The sequence below is a fragment of the Sporomusa acidovorans genome (assembly GCF_900101845.1).
Classification (GTDB): domain Bacteria; phylum Bacillota; class Negativicutes; order Sporomusales; family Sporomusaceae; genus Sporomusa; species Sporomusa acidovorans.
The window spans coordinates 110,198-130,387 of sequence record NZ_FNAM01000012.1; the positions used below are offsets into that span (position 1 = coordinate 110,198).

Annotated in this window: 11 protein-coding genes; 10 read left to right on the top strand and 1 reads right to left on the bottom strand. The window is 50.8% G+C overall.

Annotated elements, in window-relative coordinates; all coding sequences use genetic code 11:
* The first annotated feature begins 43 nt into the window (after positions 1–43).
* Positions 44–1,351, top strand: coding sequence for an amidohydrolase (locus tag BLR65_RS10620; protein WP_093794169.1), 1,308 nt, complete (start codon positions 44–46; stop codon positions 1,349–1,351).
* 137 nt (positions 1,352–1,488) lie between these two features.
* Positions 1,489–2,202 (top strand): FN3 domain-containing metallophosphoesterase family protein, encoded by a 714-nt coding sequence (locus tag BLR65_RS10625; protein ID WP_093794170.1) that lies wholly within the window; start codon positions 1,489–1,491, stop codon positions 2,200–2,202.
* Between the two features lie 172 nt (positions 2,203–2,374).
* Here BLR65_RS10625 and BLR65_RS10630 read toward each other — a convergent pair whose 3' ends face one another.
* Positions 2,375–4,387 carry an LTA synthase family protein gene (locus tag BLR65_RS10630; protein ID WP_245692690.1) on the bottom strand — a complete coding sequence of 671 codons (2,013 nt, stop codon included), beginning with the start codon at positions 4,385–4,387 and terminating at the stop codon, positions 2,375–2,377.
* A gap of 236 nt (positions 4,388–4,623) precedes the next feature.
* Here BLR65_RS10630 and BLR65_RS10635 point away from each other — a divergent pair, with 236 nt between their 5' ends.
* The 8 genes from BLR65_RS10635 to BLR65_RS10670 form a co-directional block, all read left to right on the top strand.
* Positions 4,624–5,391, top strand: coding sequence for a DUF4931 domain-containing protein (locus BLR65_RS10635; protein WP_093794171.1), 768 nt, complete (start codon positions 4,624–4,626; stop codon positions 5,389–5,391).
* Between the two features lie 318 nt (positions 5,392–5,709).
* Positions 5,710–7,584, top strand: coding sequence for a molecular chaperone DnaK (gene dnaK / locus BLR65_RS10640; protein ID WP_093794172.1), 1,875 nt, complete (start codon positions 5,710–5,712; stop codon positions 7,582–7,584).
* A 43-nt stretch (positions 7,585–7,627) separates the two neighbouring features.
* Positions 7,628–8,419 carry a DnaJ domain-containing protein gene (locus tag BLR65_RS10645; protein WP_169716918.1) on the top strand — a complete coding sequence of 264 codons (792 nt, stop codon included), beginning with the start codon at positions 7,628–7,630 and terminating at the stop codon, positions 8,417–8,419.
* Positions 8,420–8,950: 531 nt separating this feature from the next.
* On the top strand, positions 8,951–17,212 hold the full coding sequence (locus BLR65_RS10650) for a glycoside hydrolase family 94 protein (protein WP_093794174.1): 8,262 nt from the start codon (positions 8,951–8,953) through the stop codon (positions 17,210–17,212).
* Between the two features lie 394 nt (positions 17,213–17,606).
* Positions 17,607–18,221, top strand: coding sequence for an MFS transporter (locus BLR65_RS10655; protein ID WP_093794175.1), 615 nt, complete (start codon positions 17,607–17,609; stop codon positions 18,219–18,221).
* Positions 18,222–18,535: 314 nt separating this feature from the next.
* A complete protein-coding gene (locus BLR65_RS10660) occupies positions 18,536–19,441 on the top strand; it encodes a carbon-nitrogen hydrolase family protein (protein ID WP_093794176.1) in 906 nt (301 codons plus the stop codon).
* A 171-nt stretch (positions 19,442–19,612) separates the two neighbouring features.
* Positions 19,613–19,864, top strand: coding sequence for a S8 family serine peptidase (locus BLR65_RS10665; RefSeq protein ID WP_281241520.1), 252 nt, complete (start codon positions 19,613–19,615; stop codon positions 19,862–19,864).
* Between the two features lie 74 nt (positions 19,865–19,938).
* The coding region (locus BLR65_RS10670) for a transposase (RefSeq protein WP_093793822.1) at positions 19,939–20,190 on the top strand (252 nt) is incomplete at its 3' end.

Here is a 20,190-nt window from a genome sequence, read left to right on the forward strand (position 1 = left end):
TCGCTGAAGGAAAGAGCCTGTTTTTGACAAAGGAGATTAACGAATGAATACGGATATTTTGGAATTAGTGGCAACAAAAAAGGAGAATCTTGTCAAGTGCCGCCGCGATTTACATAAACATGCAGAAACAGCCTGGACGGAATTTCGTACAGCGTCGATTGTGGCCGCAACATTAGCCCGCCTCGGCTATCAAGTGGCAGTGGGCGAAGAGGTGATTGATGCTGAGGTCATGATGGGAGTACCTTCTGAGCAGGAATTGATCAACCATCAGGCAAGAGCTATAGCCCAAGGGGCTGATCCCAGCTGGGTAGGCAGAATGCAGGGGGGAAAAACCGGTGTGATGGGCGTGATGCACTTCGCTGAGCCAGGACCGGTTATCGCATTCCGTTTTGATATGGATGCAAATGATGTAGTGGAAGCCATGCTGGCGGAACATAGACCTTGGCGTGCAGGTTTTGCTTCTGTCAATGCGGGAGCGATGCACGCCTGCGGGCATGATGGTCATACAGCGATCGGTTTAACCCTGGCAGAAGTTTTAACTGAAGTAAAAAATGAACTTGCGGGAACGGTAAAACTGATTTTTCAGCCTGCCGAGGAAGGAGTACGAGGCGCGAAAGCGATGGTTGCGCGCGGTATTGTCGATGACGTTGATTTTTTTGTTGGCTTGCATTTGGGGATTGGGCTAAAGCAAAGAGGCACAGTGACTTGTAATACGGTAGGCTTCTTGGCGACGACGAAACTGGATGCAGTCTATACCGGCGTTCCTGCTCATGCCGGCGCAGCACCGGAAACCGGGAAAAATGCATTATTGGCAGCGGCCACGGCCGCTCTTAATCTGCACGCTATTTCCCGCCATAGCAAAGGCGCTTCGCGTATCAATGTCGGGGTATTACAGGCTGGAACCGGACGCAACGTCATACCGGACAAGGCGGTACTGAAACTTGAAACACGCGGGACTACCAGCGAAATCAACAATTATATTTACCAGAGCGCGCTCAGAATCCTAGAGGCAGCAGCTGCGATGTATGATGTTAAACTCGATTTGTCGCCAATGGGCGATGCTTCTACCAGTGAAAATAGTCCTCTGCTTGTGGAGCGTTTGCAGCAGATTGCTGAAACAAGCAACTTATTTGCAAGCATATTGCCGGAAGGAAACATCGGCGGCAGCGAAGATTGTACCTATTTCATGGAACGGGTACAGCAAAAAGGGGGGCAGGCTGCTTATTTGATGATTGGCACCGAATTGGCGGCCGGACATCATGATTCGCGTTTCGATTTTGATGAAGGAAGCTTAGTTAGTGCGACTGCTTTGTTAGGCAAAGCCGCCGTTGAGTTTTTAAGTAAGAAATAAACAACTCCCACCGCAGCGCACCCGTCCGAGTCAGGATATGATGATTCTATTGGTCTTGACGTTGGAAGCAGAAAAGGGATAAAATAAGTTGCTATGGATAATAATGACAATGGATCAAGTTGTAACAAGGTGGGAAAATGAAAAAGTATCTATTGGGTTTTATTTTTATTTGTATCATAGCTATTAGTGTCTTGTCTGTGACGAAACCAGTATATATTGGTTTTGATAACGATGCAGGGCAAATTATGCATGTGGTTACATCAGATATGAAGCATGAACGTACGATTTCATGGAAAACATCAACTTTCGGAACCCCGGGAAGTTTGGAGATACGTCCCAAGCAGTCGGATACTAGCACAATAATTCAAGCAGAAGCAGTGGAATTGCCTTCGTACAACGGCGGCAAACGGTTTATGCTCTATACGGCGCATATAACTAACCTTACGCCTGGAACTGAGTATGAATATCGTGTTTCCGCCGGCAAACGGCAATCTGCCTGGAAAGAATTCAAAACTGAACCGGAGGCGACAGCTTTTAAGGCACTTGTCTTTGGTGATTCACAGTCAGCTGATTATCGTAAAGATTGGGCGAAAACAGCTCAAATAGTCCGGGAGAGCAACTCAGATGCAGTGTTTTTTATCAATATGGGTGATCTCGTTGATAATGGACAAGACGACTGGCAGTGGAACGCATGGTTTGACGGAGCGGCGAATCTTTTGGCAGCGATGCCAATAGCTCCGGTGATGGGAAATCATGAGGCATATAGTCTCGATTGGCAAATGGCCCCGCCCAATTACTATCTCTCACTGTTTGCTGTGCCGGCAAATGGTCCGGCGGGACTAGAACAGTGAACTTATTGATCAAACAGAACTAAAAAAATAGCAACAGGCAGTATTAGAAAATACCCAACTTTGCAGAAAAAACAAAACTACAAAGTTGGGTATTATTCATTGGCTGTTAAACACAATTTCAGCATAATTTTATGAATTTCTAACTTGGTCTGCTCATTAAATAGACTTGAACCTATTGAACCCCAAGAACAGAATTACCGACAAAGTATTTGGCATATAAATCCTGAACCCAATGGATCAGTGCTTTTTCAGAAGCATTTTGATTTTTTCCACTATACATGTCGGTTTTAAATTGGCCGTCTTTGGACCAGTAATAAATTGTTTCTCCAAAAAAACCAACTGCATAACTACGACCTTCCGGAACAGTCAGCATATTTTTCCCGGAAAACTCGAGCGGTGAAGAAATACCTAATATCCCCAAAAGTGTAGGTGCAAAATCGATCTGGCTCGCGAATGCCGCACTGCTGAAATTATGAAAAGGCTGCAAATTGGGGCTAATAAAGAGCAGCGGAATGGGGGCTATGGTTAAACTAAGGTCGCCTTCGCCAAGACGCTTATAGTGGTTGTTCTGGCTGGGGTGGGGATTATGATCGCTCGTAATAATAATAAGCGTCTTATCGTCCAATAAATTCCGGTACTCTAGATCATGGAAAAATTTTTGGAAGGTAATATTCTCCCAGTAAATTCCCTTGAGAAAAACATTGTTCGCTTGGTCGTTGATAGCCGCTGGAATATCATCCTTAGACAACCCGCAATAGGGATATGGCTGATGCGAATCTATCGTCTTCGTCACCAGGAAAAGCTTTTTATTGCGATTTTGATCCAGGATTCTGATGGTTTCTTCATACATTACGTCATTATGGAATCCCCAGCCGCTGCTGCCAATATATCCTTCTTTTTCCAAGTCTTCTTTTGCTCTGTAAATGTTCATACCAAAACGTTTTTTATAGGCGCGAAATTCATCATTATAATATTGGCTGGTAGCCTCCAAGAACATCGTATCATAACCATTCTTTGCGAGAACTTTGAATAACGTGGCATTATTTTCAAAAGATTGATCATCGGTATAGATCAACTGGGAAAGAAACATGGAATTAAGCCCTTGAGTCGTCGGCTTATTCGCAGTGTAATAATGATCGGCATGGGGATACTTGCCCCATAAACTATCTAAAAATTGTGTTGTTTCCGCTGGAATCTGTGGGTTATAGAAATGCAAGTAATCCCGATGAAAAGATTCAGCGACGATTACGACGATTTTTTCATAAGGAAAAGCATTTTGAACGGAAATAGGCTTTTCCCCAATTTCGATTCCCAATTCACTCAACAGCAGTGTTTCGTTTTTAGAAAATGCCACACGATAAAGCTGGTTGGAGGCTGTTACCTGTCTTGCGTTATTTCGTCCCCACTCTCGCACCAAGTTGATGGTTACAGACTCAGAAATGAGATCGCGGGATAAGTCTCTGGCCTTTTCTATGTCGCCTTCCTCATCAAATCCATTTGCTATCAGTACTTTTGGGTATACATAAGCCGTGGCAAAATTAATAAAGTTAAAACCAATATAGAGCGTTATCATGATGATAACGACACTTTGTGTATGCAACTTGTTGATTTTTTTCGGTAAGCGAAATAATAACATAAGCAGGAAAAAGCTTATTAAAATTCCAAGTAAAACATAGTTATCGGCAGTATAGATTACACTTAGCATAGAGTAGGTATTTAGATTTTCGAACAGTATTTTTTCAATATGTGATGATGTAACAAAAAAATATGCCATATCACAATAAAAAAACAAAATGGTAATAAAATACGATAAAAAGTATATGGTTTTGGATAGAGTATTATCCCATTGCATGAAAGCGTAGCAAGCAATTAGCACCAATATACTATTATTAATTACACCTGACAAAATGGATAGGATCGTCATTACATTATAAATTAACTTAAATGAATGGATAATAGTCAGGGAGATTCCTATCCAAAGAATCGCGACAATCACTATGGGCAAATAATCTCGTGCAATTTGTTTGACACGAGATAAATTTTTGCTAAAAAACATAAAGATACTTGCCAGCAATAGATCACGAAAAAGAGCATTAGCTAGATCAATAGCAAAGATACCTGTCGGAAATTCCGGTTCACGACTGTAGAATTGAAACGAAAGATACATTTCAACGAAAAGAATCAAAACGATTCCGATAATTTTATTTTTGTGAAAGGAACATGTTTCTTTAATATGTGCTCCGTTAATAATAATAACTCTCCTTCAGCATATCTTATTAGATATGTAGTTTCGCTACCGCATGACATAATCCTTTTATGTGATAAGACACTTGTCCCTGCTGACACCCTACCCCTGTTTTCTTTACTCGGTATGGTATAATAAAAAGAACAAGATACTCTGGCACACAAGGAGACTTAGCCATGACTTCAAGGCAGATCCACCTCGTTTTTGACACTAAGATTGGCGGCACCAAACCGGTGACCGTTGTCGATACCGGCCATAAATGCCCCTTCTGTTGTCGCGACGAACTTGAAGGCATTATCGCCGAAGACGGGCCGATACTTCTTATCGCTAACAAATATCCGGTGCTTCGGGACACCTTCCCGACTGTCCTCATCGAAACCGATGACTGCGCATCCGAACTGTCGCTCTATCCCAGGGACCACCTCCACCGGGTCATCCGCTTCGGCAGCGAGAAATGGCTGGACATGATCGCCGGCGGCGAATTCGCCTCGGTTCTGTTCTTCAAAAATCACGGCCCCAGCTCGGGCGGCACCATTCGCCATCCCCACATGCAGATTATCGGCCTCCGCCACGTCGATTACACCGCCAACATCCCCCCGGTCAGCCTCGAAGGCATTGTCATCAGTCGCGACGGCGGCGTCGAACTCGCCATCGCCGATAAGCCGCTGGTCGGCTTCGTTGAACTCAACCTCAAACTCGCCAACCTCGGGCAAATCGACCGCCTGGCCGACTACCTGCAGATCTGCGCTCATTACTTCCTCCACAACTTCAACCGCCACTGCAACAGCTACAACATCTTTTTCTACCATATAGACGGCCAGATAACCGCCAAAGTCATGCCCCGGTTTGTTACCTCACCCATCTTCGTCGGCTACGCCATCCCCCAGCTGTCCACCCGTATTCCCGACGTCGCCGCTGACCTAAAGCGAATATACGGATTATAATCAAACTAAACCCTAAGCATGCAGCCTTCAGCCCAACAATCTGAAGGCTGCGTTAGTTTCCCCGGCCTTAGCAGATCGCCCCTTACTGCAAATCCGAAGGTCATAAAAGGTTTAAAGGTCAAAAAGTCAAAAATAATGAGCCAGCGTGTGAATTTAAGACTTTTTTGCTATACACTGCCAAATCTGATGCGTAGGCCTATTATTTGACTTTTATTGACCTTTTAATTAATAATCATTTTCTGCTAATATAAAACTGTAAACAAGTAAAAACTCCCAGCAATTTGATTACTAATTATAAATAAAGAGGAGGCGCAAATTATGGGAAAAGTAGTTGGCATTGATTTAGGTACTACTAACTCTTGTATAGCGGTATTGGAAGGAGATCGTCCTGAGGTTATCGTGAATGTGGAAGGCTGCCGCACAACTTCCTCGGTTGTCGCTTTTCGCGATAACGAGCGTCTTGTCGGTCAGCTAGCCAAACGCCAGTCTGTTTTGAATCCGGCAAAGACCTTTTATTCGATAAAGCGATTCATTGGCCGTCGCTATAACGAAGTCACCGCGGAGATGAAACTTGTTCCTTATCAAGTGGCGCAAAGTGCAGATAATAACGTGACTTTTGTTGTCGACGGTAAGAACTATGCGCCGGAAGAAATCTCGGCCCAGGTACTGCGTAAGCTGGTGGATGATGCCGGCAAATACTTAGGGGAAAAGATAACCGATGCAGTCATTACAGTTCCTGCTTATTTTAATGATGCCCAGCGTCAAGCTACCAAAAACGCCGGCACCATTGCCGGTCTCAATGTTCTTCGAATCATCAACGAACCTACCGCTGCCGCCCTGGCCTACGGCCTTGATAAGAAAAAGAATGAAACCATCCTGGTATTCGACTTAGGTGGCGGCACCTTTGACGTATCCATCCTGGAAGTTGGCGACGGCGTGTTTGAGGTAAAAGCCACCAACGGCGACACCCATTTAGGCGGCGATGATTTTGACAAAGCGATTGTCGATTGGCTGGCAGCCGAATTTAAGAAAGATACCGGCATCGACTTGCGTACCGACAATCAAGCGCTGCAACGCCTGACCGAGGCTGCTGAAAAAGCGAAAATTGAGTTGTCGGCCGTTACCGAAACAGCCATCAACCTGCCGTTCATTACCGCTGACGCCAGCGGTCCGAAGCACCTGGATAACAAGCTTACCCGGGCAAAATTTGATGACATAACCCATCACCTGGTGGAGCGTTGCCGCACTCCCGTTGAAAAAGCGCTGGCTGATGCCAAACTGTCGGCTAAAGATATTGATGAAGTCATTTTAGTCGGGGGGTCTACCCGTATCCCGGCAGTTCAGCAGCTAGTCAAGCTTATGACCGGCAAAGATCCCAACCAGAGCGTTAATCCTGACGAAGTGGTAGCTATCGGCGCCGCTATTCAGGGGGCTGTATTAAGCGGTGACCTCAAAGATGTCGTACTGCTGGATGTTACCCCGCTGTCGCTGGGAGTCGAAACCCTTGGCGGTGTCATGACGAAAATCATTGAGCGCAATACGACCATTCCTACCCGCCGCAGTCAGATTTTCAGTACGGCAGAGGATAATCAGCCGCAAGTAGATATTCATGTGCTGCAGGGCGAGCGTGAAATGGCCAAAGACAACCGCTCGCTTGGCCAATTCAAATTGAACGACATTCCGGCCGCACCCCGGGGCCTGCCGCAAATCGAAGTTACTTTCGATATTGACGCCAACGGTATTCTCACAGTCAGTGCCCAGGATAAGGCCACAAACAAAGAACAGTCCATTACCATCAGCGGTTCCGGCAATCTCGACAAAACCGATATTGACCGGATGGTGGCAAATGCCAAGCGATACGCACAAGAAGATAAAACCCGCCGTCAATTGGTCGAATTTAAAAATGAGGTAGATTCGCTTGCTTACCAAGCTAAAAAACTGCTAGCAGAACAAGGCGATGCGTTACCCACCCATATTAGTGGCCGTCTGACAGCAACACTTGCGGCAGCCCAGCAGGCGGAAAACACTACTGACAGAGATAAGTTACTGCAACTTAAAAATGAATTAGAGCAAGCCTACAGTCAGGCCTGCCAATACCATACGGAAAAGGCCGGACCATCTGAAACTCCCCAGGCTTCCGGCCAAACTAAAACAAATGATGATGTGATTGATGTCGAATACGAAGCAAGCTAATTAACCAGTAGAGATCTTGTTAACTCAAAAAGGGGTGATGCGCATGCAGTACATTGACTATTATGAAACACTCGGAGTGGCGAAAACCGCATCCGCAAAAGAAATAAAGCAGGCCTACCGCAAGTTGGCCCGCAAGCATCACCCCGATTTACATCAAGGTGATGCCAGGAAAAACGCAGAGGAAGAATTTAAACGTATTAATGAAGCCTATGAAGTACTAAGCGATCCGGATAAACGCGCCAAGTATGACAAGCTGGGTATGAACTGGCGAGCAGGCGATGAAGTTCACTTTGATCCAGATACCGGCCAAGGGTATACTTATTACCAGTCTGGTAATTTTGACAACAGCGGATTTGCATTCAGCAATTTCTTTTCCAGTATTTTTGGTCAGGACTTCGCCCGCGGCCAGCACAGCGGCAGACGGGCAAATACGGCTAACAGCAAAGGCGAAGATATCGATGCCGAGCTTAGTATAACTATCGAAGAACTCATTCATGGTGTAGACAAAGAAATTCACCTCTCGTCTCCACAAGTATGCCCAACTTGCCAAGGTCAACGCTTCAGCGAGCAGGGTGTCTGTCCGGCCTGCCACGGAGCAGGTGTCATCGAGGAAACTAAAAACGTAAAGGTAAAAGTACCATCCGGCCTTTATCCGGGCGCGGCGCTGCGCCTCAAGGGGTTAGGCGGCAAGGGATATGGAAGCGGGGCAGCCGGAGATTTGTTCCTGCATCTCCAGGTTATGGAAAGCGCACTCTGGCAAGTAAACGGCAGCGACCTGGAAACCGAATTTACGCTATATCCTGAGCAAGCCGTTCTGGGTGACAGCATCAATTAATATCCCGCAAAACCTGTCGCTGGCCGCCAAGGAGCTTTATCGTCAACTGCACAAACTGAACAGTAAATCGGAAACACCGGCAGAGAAAATCGCGTAACAGGAAAGCCTATACAAAATGTGGTACAGGAGGATATAAGAGAGGTTCGCCTAGTTTCCTTGGAAGAACCGAAATAGGTGAATTTGCAAGGGCGTAGATCGCCTTCCGCATGCAATTTTATACAGAAATAATCTGACCTTGAGCATAAGTTTTGCCGAAATGGCAGGCTTATGCTTAATTTATTGTGCAGCAAAATTATGCTTAATCGCAAGAACTCTTCACCTGCTTAACGAGGAACTCTTGTTTTTGGCTATAGCGTTCATGCGCATACACTGTAAATAATGCCTATTTCCCAGCAACTGATTTCTTATAAAAAGAATCACGCTTAATAATTAAGGCCCTAAATGGAAATATTTTTAGTAGGCGGGTTTCACAGTATCGCCTGGCAATGAAATTCCCAATACTTTAAAATACTAATTTTATTCGGGAGAAATATGATTTTAAATACTGAACAGTTCCGACAAAAAGCGCATATACTTGCCCTGACCCACGACCCGTACATGAGACGCTGGCCGTCAAAGTGCCTGTGGCGGGAGTTACATGCCAATGTCGGGAAATTACGCGCGTTCATACGCCTTCTGCGGCACGACAAGGCAAGTTGCTCGCAGCCTGCGGAAGAATGGCTTTTGGATCATGCCGAGTTCATAGAGGAACAGGCGCTGGTCGTCCGACAGCAGCTTGACGACGCCTTCTTGCAGAATTTGCCCGACTTGCGCAGGACTGGCGCGCTGAGGATACTGTCCATTTGTGCCGATTATCTTGAGCAGGTGGACGGGAACCTGGATGAGGACTCGCTTATCAGCTATATCAATTTTTACCAGGAAGTATCGGTTCTGACCATTGCTGAGGCGTGGGCGGTCCCGCTCATTCTGCGTATTGCCTTGCTCCGGCGCCTGGCCGAAGTCATGGAACTGGTCCGCGAACGGCGCGAGGTATGTACGTCGGTCGAACGGCTGCTGGCGCGCCTGGAGGCGTCGCGGTTAGATCCGAAGGTGCTAAAGGCCGCCCTGGAAGAAGCAGGCCAGGATATGCCGCTCGCCGGCGCGGCTGTAGTCTACCTGGCCAGGCGCCTGCGCGAGTGGGCGGACGATTCGGCGACCGTACGCGAATGGCTGATGTGCAAACTGGAAAATGGCCCTGACAGTCTGGACCGGATCGTCTCTTACGAGTATCAGCTTCAGGCTGCCTATCAAATGTCGGCAGGCAACCTCGTCAGCAGTCTGCGTAAACTTTCGCGCCTGGACTGGAATGAGCCGTTCGAGCGGGTTTGCATGGTTGAGCACACGTTGCACGGGGAAATTGCAGGGGTGTATCCGCTGCTTGATTTTTCCAGCCGCGACGTGCTGCGCAAGCGGGTTGAACAATTAGCACGCCGCCTGCGCGTACCGGAAAATCTGGTGGCGCAGCAGGCCGTTGAACTTGCGGCGAAAGAATATAAGCAGGTGAAAGCGGCTGAGGCTGCTGGCGGCGGTGCGGCGGAGCCGGAACCGCCACGCCAGGCATTTACCGCATATTATCTGCTCGAAGCGGACGGCGTCAAAAAACTGCGGCATGCGCTGAAATTGTGCGCCGCTCCCCGCTATTTACCGGAAACAGAGATTTCGCGCCGAGCCACCGGCACATATTTCACCGTCCTTGCCGGATTGTTCACGGCCGCCCTTCTCGGTTTCGCCGGCTGGATCTCCGCCGGTGAAAGCTTCACCGTCGCCCAGTGGGCGGTGATTGCCCTGGCGTTGTCTTTACCGGCGAGCGAGTGGGCCGTTACGGCTGCCCATTGGCTTATTGAGTGCGTTAGGCAGCCGCGACCGCTGCTCCGTTACGATTTTTCACGCGGAGTTCCGCCGGAGGCGGCTACGATGGTTGTTGTTCCCGTCATCTGGTCTACGGCCAAAGAGGTGCAGGAGTTGGCGGACCGGCTGGAATTGCATTACCTGGCTAACCGCGACGATAATATCCATTTTGCCCTCCTGGGCGACCTGGCCGACGCTGGCGCGGAGAGGGTTCCGGAGGATACCGCCGTCCTAGATGCCGCCCGTGCGAGCATAGAGGCGTTGAACTCCAAGTATTCCCGCCCGGGCGGGAGTACTTTCCACCTTTTTCAGCGCCGCAGGTTGTGGAATCCATCCGAAAGGGTGTGGATGGGGTGGGAGCGTAAGCGGGGCAAGTTGGTGGAATTTGTTGAACTGCTCAAAGGCCGGGCCGATACGACTTTCGACTTGGTCGTTGGCGACACGGCTGTCTTGCCGCGCATCCGTTACGTCATCACCCTTGACGCCGATACCGAGCTGCCGTTGGAAAACGCGCAGCGGATGATCGGCACGCTGCATCTGCCCTATAACCGGCCGCGGTTAAACAGTACACGGACCCGGGTCATCGCGGGCTACGGCGTATTGCAGCCGCGTATCGCTATCAGCCATGGCGCGGCCTTGCGGTCGCGGTTTGCTGCGCTGTGGTCGGCGGACCCGGGGATCGATCCGTACGTCTTTGCCGCTTCCGATCCGTACCAGGACGGGCTGGGCCAGGGAATCTTCACGGGTAAAGGCATATTCGACGTCAATACCTTTGCCGAAGTTTTATGCGAACGCATCCCGGAAAACCGGGTGCTTAGCCACGATTTGCTGGAAGGCGGGTTTTTGCGCGCCGGCCTGTTGGCGGATATCGAATTGATAGACGGGCATCCGGCTGTGTTCAGCGCTTATCAAAAGAGAATGCACCGCTGGGTGCGTGGCGATTGGCAACTGCTTCCTTGGCTGTTTTCCCGCGTACGCGACCGGCGGGGGGCTCTTTTGCCGGTTGATTTGCCGCCTCTCGCCCGCTGGCAGATGATCGACAATCTACGGCGCAGTTTACTGCCGCCGGCGCAGTTTGCCGTACTGCTGTTGGGACTGACTGTTTTGCCTGGCTCTCCCAGTCGCTGGTTGGCTGTGGTATTTGTTACCATGTTGTTGCCGCTTTTCCGCCAACTGGCAGCGGTCAGGTGGATAGTCTGGCGGCCGCGGAGTCTTTTCGGCACAGCCGGTCAAATTTTGGTAAACATGATGACGCTGCCGTTTCAAAGCGTGCTGCTAGTGGACGCAATCACCAGAACCCTGTACCGCTTATTTGTATCAAAACGTCATTTGCTCGAATGGGTCAGCGCAGCGGAAGTCGAACGCCGCCAGTGGGGCGGGCGCTACCCTGGGCTGCTGGGTATATACGGAGGTTACGTGTTGGTGTTCTTGTTTGCCTTGGCGGCGGTCACTACCGCTCCGGCACTGCGGTGGACAGGCTTCGCGCTTTGCGCTTTATGGGTTGTTGCCCCCCTTGTCGTCCGCTGGCTGGACCGGCCTGCGACGCCGCGGCTTGAACGTCCTTTGACGGCACGCGAAGAGGCAGAATTGCGAAACGTGTCGGAACAGATATGGGCGTTTTTCGAAGACTACGTTACGGAAACAGAGCATTGGCTGCCGCCCGACAACGTTCAGTTGGAGCCGCCCAACGGCATCGCCCACCGCACTTCGCCCACCAACATCGGACTTTATCTCACTTGCGCACTGGCGGCACGTGATTTCGGGTTTATCGATACGCCCGGCCTGATCGAGCGCTTGGAGCGCACCATCAGCACCGTGGAGCACTTGGCTAAATGGCAGGGCCACCTGTACAACTGGTACGATACGGTCACCCTTGAGCCGCTGCCGCCGCTGTACGTGTCAACCGTGGATTCCGGCAACTTCGCTGTCTGTTTGGTGGTTGTCAAGGAAGGGGTGGCGGAGTGGCTCACGGCAGACCTTGTCGAGGACGGGGGGACAGGGGCTGAAGAGGGCTGCGGCAAGGCGGTGGAAGCTTTGAATGTTGCCTTCGCCGAGGAATTGGCCCCTGCGCCGGCAGACGAAGCTAAAGGCCAGCGCGGGGAATGGCTTCTCCGCGGGCAGAAACTGATCGCCCGTTTGGAGACGCTGCTTGGCGGGACCGACTTCCGTCCGCTTTACGATCATAAAACCAAATTATTCCACCTCGGCTATAATGAAAGGTTGGATAAACCTGATGCGATCCTATATGACCTGATGGCGTCGGAGGCAAGGCTGTCAAGCTTTATCGCCATCGCTCTCGGCCAGGTGCCTGTGTCGCACTGGCATGCGCTCGGACGGACCATGACCAGAGTGGGAAGACGGGTCGCGCTGCTCTCGTGGTCCGGGACAATGTTTGAATATTTGATGCCCTGGCTGTTCATGCGCACCTACCGGAACACCGTCTGGGACAGCACCTACCAGGCGGCGGTGCAGCGGCAAATCGAGTATGCGCGCCAGCAGGGAGTCCCGTTTGGCGTCTCCGAATCGGGCTACTATGCCTTCGATCATCAGATGAACTATCAATACCGGGCGTTCGGCGTTCCCGGTCTTGGCTTCAAGCGCGGTCTTGAGCACGATCTGGTTGTGGCGCCGTACGCGACAATCCTCGCTCTGCCTTTTGCGAAGCATCAAGGGTTGGCGGCTCTGCGCAGGCTGGAGGAACTGGGGGCCCGGGGAAAATACGGCTACTTTGAGGCCGTTGATTTCACGCCTGAACGGTTGCCCGAGAACCGGACCGGCATCGTTATCCGCAGTTTTATGGCCCATCACCAGGGAATGAGCCTGCTCGCCCTCGCCAATTTGTTGGCGCCGAAAAAAATAACCGAACGTTTTCACCGCGACAAGCGCGTGCAGGCGGCACAGCTACTCCTGCAGGAGCGTATCCCCGTACGGCCCAAAATCATCAAACATCCCGCTTTTGCCTATACGTATGTAGCACGCGAGCGGCCGCTGGCGACCGGCAGTTTGCGCGAATACCGCGGCGCGGACACGCCCGCACCTGAGGTGTGCGTCCTGTCAAATGGGACGTTTACGACTGTCGTGACCAACAGCGGCGGCGGGTTCAGCCGGTGTGAAGGTCTGGCTGTCACGCGCTGGCGGGAGGACCCGGTGCTGGATAACTGGGGGAGCTATATGTATATCCGGGACGTCGCCCGCGACGTGATATGGTCGCCGGCATTTCAGCCGTGCCGTACGGTCTCGGCCGAACAACGAGTGAAATTTTCTCTTGACCGGGCCACTTTTATGCGTGTTGACGACGATATACAGACGAGCCTGGAAATCTGCGTGTCCCCGGAATGGAATGCGGAAGTCAGGCGGCTGACGCTTGCCAATGCCGGCAGTAAAGTACGGATTCTCGAGGTCACAACCTTCCTTGAACTGGCCCTGGCATCGCCTATGGCCGATGATGCCCACCCGGCTTTCAGTAAATTGTTCATCCAAACGGCCTATGTGGAGGATGCCGGCTGCCTGCTGGCTCAGCGCAGGCCCCGCCGGCAAGACGAAAAACCGTTGTGGGCGGCGCATGCGCTAGTGGCCGCGGGTCGAAGCCTCGGGCCGGTGGAATACGATACCGACCGGGCAGGCTTTATCGGCCGGGGTCATACCCTCGTTCTGCCGCAGGGAATCCGGTCCCGCTTGCGCCAAACGGTGGGCTCAGTGGCCGATCCCGCCTTCGTTATGCGGCGGCGCGTGAGCATCGAGCCCGGTGAACAGGTGCAGCTATTCGCCGTCACTACCGTAGCGGGCACGCGGCAAGAGGCAATAGATCTTGTCGGCCGTTTCCCGGGAGAATTGGTGGTGGAACGAACCTTTCAACTGGCCTGGAATCGCAGTCAAATCGAACTACGGCATCTCCATCTGACTGTCGCCCAGGCCGATGCCTGGCAAGCTTTTGCCAGCCGGGTGCTGTATACCCCGCCGCTGCGGCAGGAACGTAAACAGAGTATCGCCGCCAATGCAAAGGGCCAGTCCGGCCTGTGGGCGTACGGAGTTTCCGGTGACCTACCGGTAATCCTGGTGCGGATCGGGAATAGCACCGATATGCCGTTTGTGGTTGAGATGCTAACCGGGCACGAATATTTGCGTCGGCTGGGACTGTTTTTTGACCTGGTCGTTTTGAACGAATCAGCAGGAGGCTACCGGGAGGAGTTGCAGGAGGCGCTCAAGCGGGCGGTGGAGCAAGCCGTCGGCTGGCATGGCGCCGGGCTGGGCGGAGTTTTTATCATCAATGCCGGCCAACTGTCGGACGCAGACAGGACGCTCCTCTTTGCCACCGCGCGGGTTGGACTGCGAGCCGACGGCCCCAGCTTCGGCGCGCAATCCAGGCTGCTCCGCGTGGTTACCGCCTTGCCGGCGGCCATCAGGCCCACGGTGCCGGCAAACAGGTTCGCGGTACCAGTGCCGGATAACGGGCACGATTGGCTGTTCTTCAACGGCTGGGGAGGATTTTCCGCCGATGGCCGGGAATACCGGATCATGCTTAAAAGCGGCAATCCGTTGTCGGCACCGTGGATCAATGTAATTGCCAACCCGCGTTTCGGTTGCCTTATTTCCGAACTCGGCACAGGCCACACTTGGTGGCTGAACAGCCGTGAGTGCAAGCTGACTCCGTGGTCCAACGATCCGGTACTCGATCCGCCGGGTGAAGTATGTTATTTGCGGGACGAAGAGAGCGGCGAACTGTGGCTGGCTGCTCCGGAGCGGGGGGATGATGCTTCCATCCCGGGTTACACCGTTACCCACGGCCGGGGTTTTACCTGCTTTTCCCACGAACGACATGGTATCAGGCAGGAAATGACGGTTTTCGTTCCCGTAGACGACCCTGTCAAGGTCATCAGACTTCGGCTGAAGAACGGGACCGCCGGGCGGCGGCGCCTTTCCGTCACTTATTACGCGGAATGGGTGCTGGGGGTGCAGCGCCGGACGAATGCTTCGTTTATCATCACCGAGTGGGACGAAGCCGCCCGGATGCTGCTGGCGCGCAATACGTATCAGGAGGCATTGCGCGAGGCATGGGCCTTTCTGGGTGTATATCCGGGGCCACCGGCTCCGCCGGAAGAACTATCCTGGACGGCGGACCGCAGTGAGTTTCTCGGCCGGAGCGGCACATGGGAAAAACCGGCGGCCCTGGACCGCGAGCGCCTGTCGGGCCAAACGGGACCTGTTCATGATGCCTGTGGCGCGGTGCAGGCCAAGTTTGTGCTGGAATCGGGCGGCGAACAGACGGTCTACATTCTGCTTGGCGCCGAGCATTCCCGGGATGCCGCCGTGAAACTGGCGGAAAAGTACCGCCAGCCCCCGGTTTGTGACCAGGCCTTGGCCGGCGTGCGAGAATTTTGGGATGGCGTTGTGGGCCAGATTGCGGTTGCCACGCCCTGTCCGGAAATGAATATGCTGCTCAATGGCTGGCTGTTGTACCAGGCGCTGGCTTGCAGGATGTGGGCGCGGTCCGCTTTTTACCAGGCGGGAGGCGCGTACGGTTTCCGCGATCAACTGCAGGATTCCCTGGCTCTCCTGCACTCCCGTCCCGACTTTACGCGGGCGCAGATTTTGCTGCACGCCGCACATCAATATGAGGAGGGCGACGTGCAGCACTGGTGGCATGAAGAAACACAGCGCGGCATCCGCACGCGCTTCGCCGACGATTTGCTGTGGTTGCCGTATGCCGTCGCCCGGTATGTCGAGCATACCGGCGACGACAGTATCCTTGCCGAGACGGCACGATTTCTTCATAGTGAACCATTAGCGGAGGGTGAATATGAACGCTATGAGCCAACCCGCATCTCCACCCTGGTTGGCACCATTCTTGAGCACTGTTTGCGGGCTATCGACAGGGCTGTTCAGCGCTTTGGCGAACATGGACTGCCGCTGATCGGCATTGGCGACTGGAACGATGGGATGAGCCATGTCGGCGCCGAAGGCCGTGGCGAAAGCGTATGGCTCGGCTGGTTTCTTTGTGATGTGCTGGAACGGTTCGCGGATTTGTGCCGCCGAAGCGGCGATAATGACCGGGCAGGGCGCTATCGCGACATACGCGAACAACTGTCCTCCTCTCTTGACGCGCAGGCCTGGGATGGGCAGTGGTACCGGCGGGCTTTTACCGACGCCGGACAATGGCTGGGTTCGATATACAGTGAGGAGTGCCGTATCGACGCCATCGCCCAGTCGTGGGCAGTTATCTCCGGGGCGGCGCCGGCGGAGAAGGCACTGCAGGCCATGCAGTCGTTCGACCGGGAACTGGTGGACCGGGAACTGTCCGTCGCGCGGCTTTTAACGCCGCCTTTTGAACGTACCGAACCGAGTCCCGGCTACATCCAGGGATATCCGCCCGGGATACGGGAGAACGGAGCCCAGTATACCCATGGCGTTATCTGGAGCATTATTGCCTGGTGCCGGCTCGGGAAAGGAGATAATGCGTTTCAGCTGTTTCAACTGTTGAATCCGCTCAATCACACGCGTACGGCCAGTGAAGTGCGGCAGTATGCCGGTGAACCCTACGTTATGGCGGCGGATGTTTATACAGCGGAGCCGCACCCAGGAAGGGCTGGCTGGACATGGTACACCGGTGCCGCGGGCTGGATGTATCAGGCGGGAATAGAATGGATTCTCGGCCTCCGCCGCCGCGGCAAGTGGCTGTATATCCGCCCGTGCATTCCTGGCGAATGGCCCGAATTTTCCGCCAGCTACCGTTTTGGCAGCGCCTGTTACCACATTACTGTCAAAAATCCGTCGCGTAAGTCCGGAGGAGTAACTTCCTTGCAAATTGAGGGGCGGGAAGCTTTGCTTACGGAGCAGGGCGTGAAGGAGGGGCCTTGCATTGAATTAAGCGATGACGGGCAAGAACATCATGTTGTTCTGGTATTGTAGGCAAATAGTTCATGAAAATAGATTGGGAGCCCTGCACTATGCCGGGCTCCCTGTTGCATGCTCGCGAATCAAAGGAACGTCAGAATGTGTGAAAACCCATTCATAAAGATAGTCGTCCAGTCCGCATCATTGATAAATATGTCGAACATCTTGGATATGAAAGAGTTAAAATTTCATAAAGCAGTATGCCCAAGAATGGTCGTCCCTTATACCATCCTAAGACTTGCTTAAAACGGATATCTTAACCGGATTCGTTCATCTTGGCAACTTGAGCATGAAGCCAAATCGCAATGTAGAAGTAATTTGGCTTCTGAAAAAACTTAAATCGATTTTAAGCCTGTAGTTCTTGCGAGTATAAAGAACGCTGCACTAGAAACCAAAAGGGGCGCCGTATTTGTCGTCCAAACAAACGCAAAAGCAAACGGTAAGTGTCTGGGAGGTGGGACGTAAGCAGGCACTTCTTGTCGCAGCGTTGACTTTTTTTGCGGCAGCCGAAGTATATGGCGCAATTATTACTTTTTTGCCTGTATATGCACCCCAGCAAGGAATAAATAACTTTGGCGTCTTTTTTACTACATATGCTATATTTACCCTTATTAGCCGGGTACTGGCCGGAAAACTGTCAGACCGCTACGGCCGGAGAAAAGTAATACTTCCTTTCTTGATTCTACTGGCTTGTGCCACATTTTTGCTGCCGTTTTTGGACAACATGGCATTGTTAATGTTTATTGGCGGTTGTTTTGGTTTGGGATTTGGCGTTTTTATGCCAGCGCTCAATGCCTATGTGGTAGACAGGACATTACCGCATGAAAGAGCCAGTGCTTTGGCCTTTTTTACAGCATTTATGGATATCGGGATTACCTCCGGAGCTGTTGTCCTGGGAATTGTCGGTGAGTACTGGGGATATGGTGCGATGTATTCTGTCGGGGGGATTGGTGTCTGTTTAGGATTTGCATTGTTTATGTTAGGCTCCCGGGAACCTAATACCGGCAGCCTAAAAAGCTTATGAAGATGCTTTGACGACGACAATATTACGCGGCGTATTTAGAATTAGCTAAGTTTCTAAAATTCGCAGGAAAGACAAACAAGAATTGCCAAGAAATAAATATTAACACCAAAGATAGCTGCAAGATAGTATTCTTTTATTGTGCTGGAAATGTTCCCGCAGACGTATCATTGGAAACTGATATAATTTTTGACATTTATCGGCAATTACGCTATAATTACAATTAATGGTAAGGTACAAAGAAGTGCAGGACAGTTATAATACTGTCCTGCATTTTTTTGTAAATTTATCAAATTCCGTTTAGGAGGTAATTTATTATGTTCAAAGATGTACTTACAGTGTCTGTCGTTACATTTAATGCCGTTTGGGGGAATAAAGAAAAGAACCTAAACAGAATTAAAGGGTATATCGAATGTGCCGCTAAAAAAGGAAGTGATTTGGTCGTATTTCCGGAAATGAGCCTTACAGGCTACGATGATGAACCGGGCAAACCAAAGGCAGAAAAGATGCAGAGTCTCTTGGCTGAAACCATTCCCGGTCCTTCAACCAATGAAGTTGCTGAGTTAGCAAAAGAATTTGGCCTATACGTAATCTTTGGTATGCCAGAAAAAGATGCACATAAACCAGATACGATATACAATGCTTTGGCAATCTTCTCACCGGCAGGATTGGTTGGCTCTTATCGTAAAATGCACTTGCCTGCACCGGAACCTAACTGGGCGACTAGAGGTGAAAAGCCGTTTATTTTAGATACGCCATGGGGACCTGTAGGCTGTAATATTTGTTATGATTCTTACTGTTTTCCGGAAATGATCCGCTATTATGCGGCAATGGGCTGTAGGCTTTATATCAATTCGACAGCTTTGGCAAAGTGTCATGGCCGTGGCCTTGGCACAACTACATTGGAAGCCGGTGTAATTCGTGAGGGAGTATATATAGCTTCCGCAAACCTTGGCGGATTGGATGTCGACAATTACTTCTGGGGCGGCAGCAGCATCATAGGGCCAAGCAGAAAAACATGGGAACCATATTATTATGCAGGCCACAAATTTACGGACGAGGTTGCCGATGAATCTGAGATGTTTACAGCAACGATTGATTTATCTTTAGCAGAAAGAGGTCTTTATAAAAATAATCCTTCCGTTGGGGGAACCGATTTTAGACCAGATAAATATGTTGAAATGTATCAGGAAATACTAAGAAATCCAAACTTCGGTAAATAACAATGACAATAAAAAGAACTGCTGGACGGCAAACGTCTCGTGCGCCAAGAAGCGCGCGGATTATAGCGACTCTGCATCCCCTATGTATCCGACACAAGAGAACCCGCGAATTTCGCGGGTTCTTTTTTCGGTGCGCCCAGCATGGGCGCTTACTTGCCTCTGTGATAACTGATTCTCAAGGTTTTAGGAGGGGATGGAGGCGGTAGTCTCCAAGGCATTACAGAGGCTATTCATTATGCTATTGACTGGAAAGGGGCACAAGGAGAAAAAGTACGCATTATTTCGATGTCTTTAGGCGGCCCTCAAGGTTCGGAGCAATTGCATGATGCGATCATTAGAGCGGCAAACAGCGGTATTCTAGTCGTATGTGCAGCCGGAAATACGGGTATACAGGAAGAACAATTTCCAGGCCATTGGTGCTAGAATATAAATAGAACAAATTGAATTGAGGGTGTTCCCCAGAAGGATTACAATAAATGATATAGGGGGAACATACAATGGCAAAGCAACAGACTCAACAATTCAAAGAAGATGCCGTCCGTTATTATTACGACCATTCAGATCTTGGCGTTAAGGGTTGTGCATCAAATTTAGGAATAGGATATAGCACATTAACAAAATGGCTTAAAATCGCCAGAGAAAATAACGGCGATGTTCCGACTCGCGGATCAGGCAATTATTCTAGCGATATTGAAAAAGAAAATGCCCGCCTTAGAAGAGAACTTCGTGATGCAAAGGATGCTCTTGAT